This is a genomic window from Ensifer sp. SSB1 (assembly GCF_016652895.1).
Taxonomy (GTDB): Bacteria; Pseudomonadota; Alphaproteobacteria; order Rhizobiales; family Rhizobiaceae; genus Ensifer.
Map to the genome: position 1 here is coordinate 1 of NZ_JAEPRP010000055.1, position 8318 is coordinate 8318.

The window sequence follows — 8318 nt, forward strand, 5'->3', positions numbered from 1 at the left end:
GGGATGGAGAGCAGCACCACGGATGCGTTGAGGATGCCCCAGGGCACGTCGCGGCCGAGCTGGGTCAGTTCCGAAGCGACGATCGGCAGCGTCTTGGCGTCGGATGTCGTCAGCATCAGTGCGATCAGGAACTCGTTCCAGACGAGCACGAAGGCAAAGGCGACGGCTCCAATCAGCGACCGCAGCGCGATAGGCAGCGCGATCAGGAAGAAGATCGCATAGGGGCCATAGCCATCGACGCGAGCGGCCTCCTCGACTTCCTTCGGCACCCGGGCGAAGGCCGGGACGCTCAGCCAGATGACGGTCGCGAGCGTCAGCAGCGAATAGGTGACGATCATCGACAGGCGGGTGTCATAGAGGCCGAAATCGAGCCAGATCACCATCAGCGGAATGGCGATCGCCACAGGCGGCAGGAAGCGCAGCGACAGGACGAAGAACTGGATGTCGCGCGACCAGCGGTTGGGATAGCGCGCGATGGCATAGGCGGCGGGTAGACCAAGGGCGGCACCGATCAGCACCGAGGCGCCCGAAATCAGCAGCGAATTGACGAGGCCGGCAAAGACGCTTTCGCGACCAAGCACGTAGGCGAAGTTGTCGAGTGTCGGCTCGAAGAAGAAAAGCGGTGTCGGCGTCACGATGTCGACGCGGTTCTTGAAGGCGTTGAGCGCGGTCCAGAACATCGGAAACACGGCCGAGAAGGCAGCACCGGCAAGGATCAACCGGCCAAAGAGGCGGCCAAGGGCGTGGGCGGTCATCACTGAACCCTCTTCCAGATGAAGGTGAAGGCGATCGACGTGGCGATCATCATCAGAACCGCCATGCTGGAGGCGTAGGAGATGCGGCCGGACTCGATGAAACCCTGGGAGAAGGCGTACATGTCGAGCGTTTCGGTCGTGATCCCCGGTCCGCCGCGCGTCATGACGTAGATCAGGTCGAAGGCGCGCAGCGACTCGATCATCTTGACGAAGGCGAGCGAGATCAGCGGCGCCTTCAGCATCGGAAGGGCGATGAAGGCGTAGATCTCCCAGGTGCGGGCGTGGTCGAGGCGGGCGGCTTCGAACGGCTGGGGCGGTAGCGTTTCCAGGAGCTTCAGCACGATGACGGCGAAGAACAGTCCCCATTGCCAGACATCGACCAATGCGACCGTTGCAAGTGCCGTTGCCGGATTGGAGAGCAGGTCAAGCGGCTGCCCGGTGATCGCCTTATAGGGATAGGTGGCGATGCCATAGAGTGGATGGAAAGCGAACTTCCAGACGAAGGCGGCCGAAACCCGCGGCAGGATCACGGGCACCAGGAACAACAGCGCCAGCAGATTGCGCGTGCGCGGCGACACGCATTCGAAGAGCAGAATGCCCAAGCCCACGGCGATGACGAGGGTCATGCCGACGGTCACCGCTTCCCAGGTCAAGGAGACGCCGATGGCGTTGACGAAGCGGCGATCCGAGAACAGGTCGATATAGTTGGCGAAGCCGATGAAGCTGCCGTCCGGACGGCTGAGTTCCCGGTTCTGGAAGGATATGTAGATCGCATAGGCCGTCGGCACGAGGGCGAGAACGGCAAGGATCCCCATGGCCGGGGTAAGGAATACCGCCGGCAGGCTGTTTGTCTGCTTCATGTGATCAGTCCTACGGCTGGGCTTTGAACGCCCCCGATGGTGCGGACCACCGGCGCGGCTTTCGCCGGCCGATGGTCCTTGGGAGGAAGCGGCTCACTGGCTGCGGGCAACCAGGTCCTTGGCGAAGCCGTCGAGTTCGTCGAGGCCTTCCTTGATATCGGTGCGCGTGCCTGTGATCAGCTCTTCGAGGATGATACCCCAGCGGTCGCCAAGATCAGGCCATTGCGGGTTCTGCCAGAAGTTGACGGCGGTGACCTTTCCGGTATCGGCGAGCGCCTGGCCGAGATCGGGACCATAGAGTTCCGCAAATTTTGGGCTGGTCATGATGCTGGTGCGGTTGAGCTCGCTGAACTGGTTGGCTTCAAGCCGCCGCGCCTCATTCTCCTTCGAGGTCGCCCAGGCAATGAACAGACCGGCGCAGGCCTTGGAGGCTTCATCCTTGTTGGCCTTCATGCCGATCGCGAGACCATGGCCGTAACCGCCGCCCGTCAGCGGTGCCGGCGGCGGCAGGTAGCCGACCTTGCCTGCGACCTTGGACGACTTAGGATCGATCGCCATGCCGACGAGCGGTGTGGATTCGATCAGCATCGCCACCTGGCCGGAGGTAAAAGCACCGACTGCTTCGTCCCAGCCGCCCGTCTGGCTACCCGGTGCCGAGTACTTGAAGAGTTCGAGATAGGTTTCGGTCGCCTTGATCGCCTGTTCGCCGTCGAAGACCGGCGTCTTGCCGTCGAACCAGTTGCCGCCGAACCCCTTGAAGAAGGGCATCCAGCGCCAGACATTGGCGCCGGAACCGCGCTGCCCGCGCAGCGCCGTACCGTAGATGCCCTGGTCGGGCTGGTTGAGCTTCTTGACCGCAGCAATGTATTCGTCGAGCGTCTTCGGCGGCGTGATGCCGGCCGCTTCCAGCAGGTCCTTGCGGTAGACCATCAGGTCGCCGCCGCCAGTGATCGGCGCAAACCAGACCTTGCCGTCATAGGTCGCAACCTTCTGCCGGCCGGGATCGAAATCGGCATAGTCGTAGTCCGCGGGATAATAATCCATCAGCGGCGCGACCCAGCCGGCGGATGCAAAGAGCGCCACATTGGCTTCGTCGATGTAATAGACGTTGTACTTGCCGATGGTCGAGGCGTCGGCCTTGGTCTTGGCGCGCCGGTCGTTTTCATTGAGATAGTCGATCTCGAAGGATGCGCCGCCGGATAGCTTCTCGAATTCGGACTTGTAGTCCTCGAGAAGCGTCAGCCCGTCGCGCGGCTGGGCGAGCACCTTGATCGTGCCCGAGCATTCGGCAGCGACCGCAAGCGTCGTCAGGCCGGTGGAAAAAAGGCATGCGAAGGCGATGCTCGAAACGAGCGTCTTGGCTTTTGTCATTTTGAAAAGACCTCCCCAGGTCTGCGATGCGCGCCGGATACTCCTCAGATCCGGTGCGTTTTCCTCATAGCGAACCGTTTCGCTGGGTTCGATGATAGGCCTTGTGGTGCGCCGAACTAGCGTGCGTGATGCGCCAGTTCTATACTTTCATGCGCAATTCTGCTCTTGAAAGTCTATTTGCAACGCAGCAAATGCAAGGATTCATCGTTGCTGCCCGAAAGCTCCACCTAAGAACGGGAAGTACGGCGCTGGCCTGTCAGGCGCCGATAGGCCGACGGCGTCATCTTGTGCTGGCGCAGGAAGGTGCGATTGAAATTGGAGATGTTGAGGTAGCCGACCTCAAAGCAGATATCGGTGATCGGCATGTCGGTTTCGGCGAGCAGCTTGCAGGCCTGCCAGATGCGCAGCTTGTTGACGTGGTCGGTAAAGGTGTTGCCGGTGTTCTTCTTGAAGAAACGGGAAAACGCAGTCTCGCTCATGCCGGCTCGCCTGGCGAGGTCGACAAGGTGGATTTCCGTGGCAATGTTCTCGTAGATGAAGGCCAGTGCGCCGCGCAGCACGTCGAGCGACTGCTGGTCGAGTTCCGGCGCGAACTCCGGCGAGGAGAGCAGTTCATATTCCTCGGTGTTGACGAGAAGATCGAGCAACTGGATGAACAGCGTGAGGCGCGAAAGCCCTTTCAGGCTGCCCATGCGTTCGATAAGATCCGCGCCCTTGGCGCAGGTTTCACCACGAAACACCAGGCCGCGTTCGGCTCGCGTGAAAAACGCTTCGAGCTCTGCGAATTCAGGCAGTGTATCGGTGATTTCGCGCATCCGGTCCGGGTGAAACTGGATGACGATATCGCGTCCTTCGATCACTTCGCCGGGTTCCGTGACCGTCACCCAGTCATGCGGCAGGTTGCTGCCGATGACGGTCAGATATCCCGGCCCGAACTGGCCGATATGATCGCCGACGAAGGCGAGGCCTGATGCGTTCCGGATGAGATGAATCTCGATCTCCGGATGGAAGTTCCAGACATTGCGCTCCCAGGGGTAGTTGTCGAGACGCCAGAGGAAGGTCTCGTTGACGCCGGTGACGATGTGCTCGAAGGTCGGCGGGTTGGTCGCGAGCGAAGCGGGCTTTGCCGACGCACGCTTGGAGCCTCGCGCCGTCCTCATCGCCTGAACCTCGCTCGCCTCGTGGCTATCTGTCGTCTCCTTGGAGAAAAGGGCGGCTGTCTACTGCGCCCGAGCTGTCCGCTTTCTGGAGTTATCTCAGGCGCGCTCCGCCCAGATCTTCGCCAGTTCAACCAGCGTCTTCACGCTCCGCTCCATGTCCTGGCGGCTGACCCATTCGAGCGGCGAGTGGAAGGCGTGGCCACCGGCGAAAAGGTTGGCAGAGGGTAGGCCCATGAAGGAGAGCCGCGAACCGTCGGTGCCGCCGCGGATGCTGCCGCGCACTGGCTGCATGCCGGCGCGGCGGATCGCCTCGATGGCATGCTCGACGATCTCCGGGTGACGGTCGAGGATGGCCTTCATATTGCGATACTGCTGCTTGACCTCGAAGCTGTAGGTCGAGCCCGGATAAGCCGTCATGACGTCCTTGACGATGCCTTCGAGCATCGCTTCCTTCGAGGCCAAGCCCGCCTCGTCGAAATCGCGCACGATGAGGCCGAGCTGCGCCTTGTCCATCGAGCCGGTCACGCCGGTCGGATGCACGAAGCCGTCGCGACCCTCGGTGCCCTCGGGCGAAACCTCGCGCGGCAGCCGGCTAATGATATTGCCGGCGATCTTGATGGCGTTTTCCATCTTGTCCTTGGCAAAGCCCGGATGGATCGCCACGCCATGAATGACGATCTCGACGCCATCGGCAGAGAAGGTCTCGTCCTCGATATGGCCTGCGGTTTCGCCGTCGACCGTATAGCAGAACTCGGCACCGAGCTTCTTCAAGTCGACCTTGTCGACACCGCGGCCGATCTCCTCGTCTGTCGTGAAGAGCAGCTTGATCGTGCCGTGCTTGATATCGGGGTTGTCGATGAGGACCTGCGCGGCTGTGACGATCTCCGCAAGCCCGGCCTTGTCGTCGGCGCCGAGCAGCGTCGTGCCGTCGGTGGTAACGATGTCATTGCCGATCTGGTCGTTGAGGACAGGATGGTCGGCGACTCGGATCACCTGCTGCGGATCGCCTGTGAGCTTGATATCTCCGCCCTGATAGTTGCGGACGATCTGCGGCTTGACGTTCGTACCGGTGAAATCCGGTGCCGTGTCCATGTGCGAGCACCAGCAGATTACCGGCACCGGCTTGTCCACGTTCGAAGGAACGGTGGCGTAGACATAGCCGTTTTCATCGAGATGCGCGTCGGCAAGGCCGATCGCCAGCAATTCCTCGACGAGCACCCGCCCGAGGTTCTTCTGCCTTTCCGTGGAAGGCTGCGTCTTCGACCTGGCGTCAGACTGGGTGTCGATGACGACATAACGAAGGAAGCGGTCGAGAACGGTATCGGTCATGGCGGGAATCCAAAGAAGGTGAGCGTCAGACCGCTATACTCCCGCGTCATGATTCCTCAAACTGGATTCGGTGGCGGTGTGTCGAGCGGAAACATCTTGGCTCAGCGGTCTTCGCGTGTGTGCCAGATGCGCAAGATAAAGATCGTTGACTGCTTTATCTCGTAGCGCATCTCATAGTGTCCAACGAGCAAGCGACGAACTTCGCGGGGCGCGAATTCGTCCAGGCGTTCCCCGAGGCGAGGCTGTTCGATCAGATGGGACGGCGCCGAAATTAGGGACTGCACCGTCCGTGCCGCCGCCCTCCTGTTGACGGGGGCCAGGAATTCGAAAAGGCGCCCCAAATCGGACGAGGCCTTTGCCGTCCATTTCAGTTCCATCATTGCGGAACGGGGAGCGGTTTGTCGCTGTCGAGGCTGTCGGCCCAGGCCTGCATGGCCTGATGATCGATGACGTTTCCGGCATCGACATCGGCAAGCGCCTCAAGCGTCAAACGGCGTCGCTCTTCTTCCTGGCTGACCCAGGCCGCAAGCGCCTGCTTGATGATCCAGCCGCGTGGCCGCTCCAGGCGGGTCGCAAGCTGATCCACCTTTTCTGCAAGCGACAGCGGAACGTGCGCCGTTAGCACTTTCGTTTCCATGTGCATCTCCTTTAATCAGATTTAATCATAGAGATTGAATTTGATTAAGTCGATGATGTTTAGTGCTTGGCTCCGTCTATCGGGCGGCGGCACGAGATCGCCGGTATCCTAGTAAGTCCCGCCCGAACGCCCCGTCGTTCCGGCATCGCCACTGTCACCCTTGAACTCCGCGGCGAGCTTGGACGTTGCACCAACCAGCAGGCTCACGTCGTTGCCGACGGCGACGAAGGTGGCGCCGAGCTCGAGATAGCGGAATGCGAGCGCGTGGTCGGAGGTGAGGATACCGGCCGCCTTGCCATGCGACTGGATGCGAATAAGCGCCGCTTCGACTGCCTGTTGAACCTCGGGCGCGCCCGGCTTGCCGAGGAAGCCCATGTCGGCTGCCAGATCCGCCGGCCCGATGAAGACGCCGTCGACGCCGTCGGTCGTGGCGATCTCGTCGAGGGCGGCAAGCCCGGCCCGGCTTTCGATCTGCACCAGCAGGCAGACTTCGTCATTGGCGGTCTGCAAATAGTCCGGAATGCGATTGAAGGCGGATGCCCGGGCAAGGGCGGCGCCGACGCCGCGCACGCCATGGGGCGGGTAGCGCACGGCGTGCACCAGGGCGCGGGCCTGTTCGGCGCTTTCAACCATCGGCACCAGCAGCGTCTGCGCGCCGATATCGAGGATCTGCTTGATCATCCAGGTCTCGCCGATCGGCGGGCGGACGATGGCATGGCTTGGCGAGGCCGAAAGTGCCTGGAGTTGCGCTGCCAGAAGCGGCACGTCGTTGGGCGCATGTTCGGCGTCAAGCAGCAGCCAGTCGAAGCCGGCGCCGCCGCAGACCTCGGCCGTATAGGGATTGGCAAGCGCCAGCCAGAGGCCGATCTGCGGACGCTTCTCGGCAAGGGCCTGTTTGAACGGATTGCGCGGAGCGGGCATGGTCGGTCCTATTCGAAGAAGCAGCTGACAGTGCCGGATGGTCCGAAATCGGCGACGATGGTGTCGCCGTGGCGGGCCTCAACGGGGCGGATGAAGGAGCCGGCCAGCACGATCTGTCCTGCGTCGATACGGTCTCCGTAAAGGGAGAGACGATTGGCAAGCCAGGCGATGCCGCGGGCCGGATGGTTGAGCACGCCGGCGCCGAGCCCGGTCTCCTCTACCTCGGCATTGCGCGAGACGATCGCGCCCATCCAGCGCATGTCGATCGCATCGGGCCGCATCTGCCGCCCGCCGAGCACGATGCCGGCATTGGCGGCGTTGTCGGAGATGGTATCGACGATCGTGCGCGCCTTCTTCGTTTCCGGATCGACCCGCAGGATCCGTGTGTCGAGGATTTCGAGCGCCGGCGTCACATAGTCGGTGGCATTCAACACGTCGAAGACGGTGACGTTGGGGCCGGTCAGCGGCGCCTTCATTACGAAGGCGATCTCGGCCTCGGTGCGAGGCTGGATGAAGCGATCGCCCGGAATGCGCGCGCCATCCTCAAACAGCATGTCATCGAAGAGCACGCCGGAATCGGGAATGTCGATGTTCAGCGCATATTGCATGGCCTTGGAGGTGAGGCCGATCTTCCAGCCGATCACCCGGCGTCCGGCGGCGATCTTCTTATTCACCCAGGCGGCCTGCACCGCATAGGCGTCGTCCATGGTCATTTCAGGGTGCTGGAGCGACAGCAGTCCGGTCTGGACGCGTTCGCGTTCGGCGGTATCGAGTGCCGTCGCGGCCGCCTCGATCTGGATCTTGTCGAGCATGGTTCAGGCCTCGTCGGCGACAGGGTTGATGAGCGTGCCGATGCCTTCGGCTGCGACCTCGACGACATCGCCCGGCTTCAGCCAGATCGGCGGATCGAAGCGGGCGCCGGCGCCGGTCGGCGTGCCGGTGAGGATCACGTCGCCGGGAACCAGCGTCGTGAAGGTCGAGACATAGTTGATGATCTTGCGGAAGGAGAAGATCATCCGGCTGGTACGGTCCTGCTGGCGCACCTCGCCGTTCACCCGGGTTTCAAGTTTGATATCGGCGAGTTGGGCTTCGTCAGTGAAAGGCACCAGCCAGGGGCCGATCGAGCCGGTGCGGTCGAAGTTCTTGCCCTGGGTGACGTTGAACTTGGCGTGGCGCACCCAGTCGCGGATCGTGCCTTCGTTTGAGAGCGAAAGTGCCGCGATATGGTCGAGTGCGCTCACCTCGGGAATGCGTCGGCCGCCCTTCCCGATGACGATGACGATCT

At 62.0% G+C, this 8318-nt stretch carries 10 protein-coding genes; all 10 read right to left on the reverse strand.

Going from position 1 to position 8318, the window contains the following annotated elements:
• On the reverse strand, positions 1–755 hold a 755-nt coding region (locus I8N66_RS15550; RefSeq protein WP_291154957.1), incomplete at its 3' end, for a carbohydrate ABC transporter permease.
• On the reverse strand, positions 755–1615 hold the full coding sequence (locus tag I8N66_RS15555; RefSeq protein ID WP_291154959.1) for a sugar ABC transporter permease: 861 nt from the start codon (positions 1613–1615) through the stop codon (positions 755–757). The genes I8N66_RS15555 and I8N66_RS15550, both read right to left, overlap by 1 nt.
• Before the next feature lie 93 nt (positions 1616–1708).
• Positions 1709–2986: a sugar ABC transporter substrate-binding protein gene (locus I8N66_RS15560; protein ID WP_291154961.1), complete on the reverse strand. Its 1278-nt coding sequence runs from the start codon at positions 2984–2986 to the stop codon at positions 1709–1711.
• A 227-nt stretch (positions 2987–3213) separates the two neighbouring features.
• A complete protein-coding gene (locus I8N66_RS15565; RefSeq protein WP_291154963.1) occupies positions 3214–4146 on the reverse strand; it encodes an AraC family transcriptional regulator in 933 nt (310 codons plus the stop codon).
• Between the two features lie 96 nt (positions 4147–4242).
• A complete protein-coding gene (gene pepT, locus I8N66_RS15570; protein ID WP_291154964.1) occupies positions 4243–5475 on the reverse strand; it encodes a peptidase T in 1233 nt (410 codons plus the stop codon).
• Between the two features lie 101 nt (positions 5476–5576).
• Complete coding sequence (locus tag I8N66_RS15575; RefSeq protein ID WP_291155036.1) at positions 5577–5852, reverse strand: type II toxin-antitoxin system RelE/ParE family toxin; 276 nt, start codon at positions 5850–5852, stop codon at positions 5577–5579.
• Positions 5852–6112 carry a ribbon-helix-helix domain-containing protein gene (locus I8N66_RS15580; RefSeq protein ID WP_291154965.1) on the reverse strand — a complete coding sequence of 87 codons (261 nt, stop codon included), beginning with the start codon at positions 6110–6112 and terminating at the stop codon, positions 5852–5854. The genes I8N66_RS15575 and I8N66_RS15580 overlap by 1 nt, the downstream gene beginning before the upstream one ends.
• A 108-nt stretch (positions 6113–6220) precedes the next feature.
• Positions 6221–7033, reverse strand: coding sequence for a 4-hydroxy-2-oxoheptanedioate aldolase (gene hpaI, locus I8N66_RS15585; protein ID WP_291154985.1), 813 nt, complete (start codon positions 7031–7033; stop codon positions 6221–6223).
• A gap of 8 nt (positions 7034–7041) precedes the next feature.
• Complete coding sequence (gene hpaH / locus I8N66_RS15590; protein ID WP_291154987.1) at positions 7042–7845, reverse strand: 2-oxo-hept-4-ene-1,7-dioate hydratase; 804 nt, start codon at positions 7843–7845, stop codon at positions 7042–7044.
• A gap of 3 nt (positions 7846–7848) precedes the next feature.
• The coding region (locus I8N66_RS15595) for a fumarylacetoacetate hydrolase family protein (RefSeq protein WP_291154988.1) at positions 7849–8318 on the reverse strand (470 nt) is incomplete at its 5' end.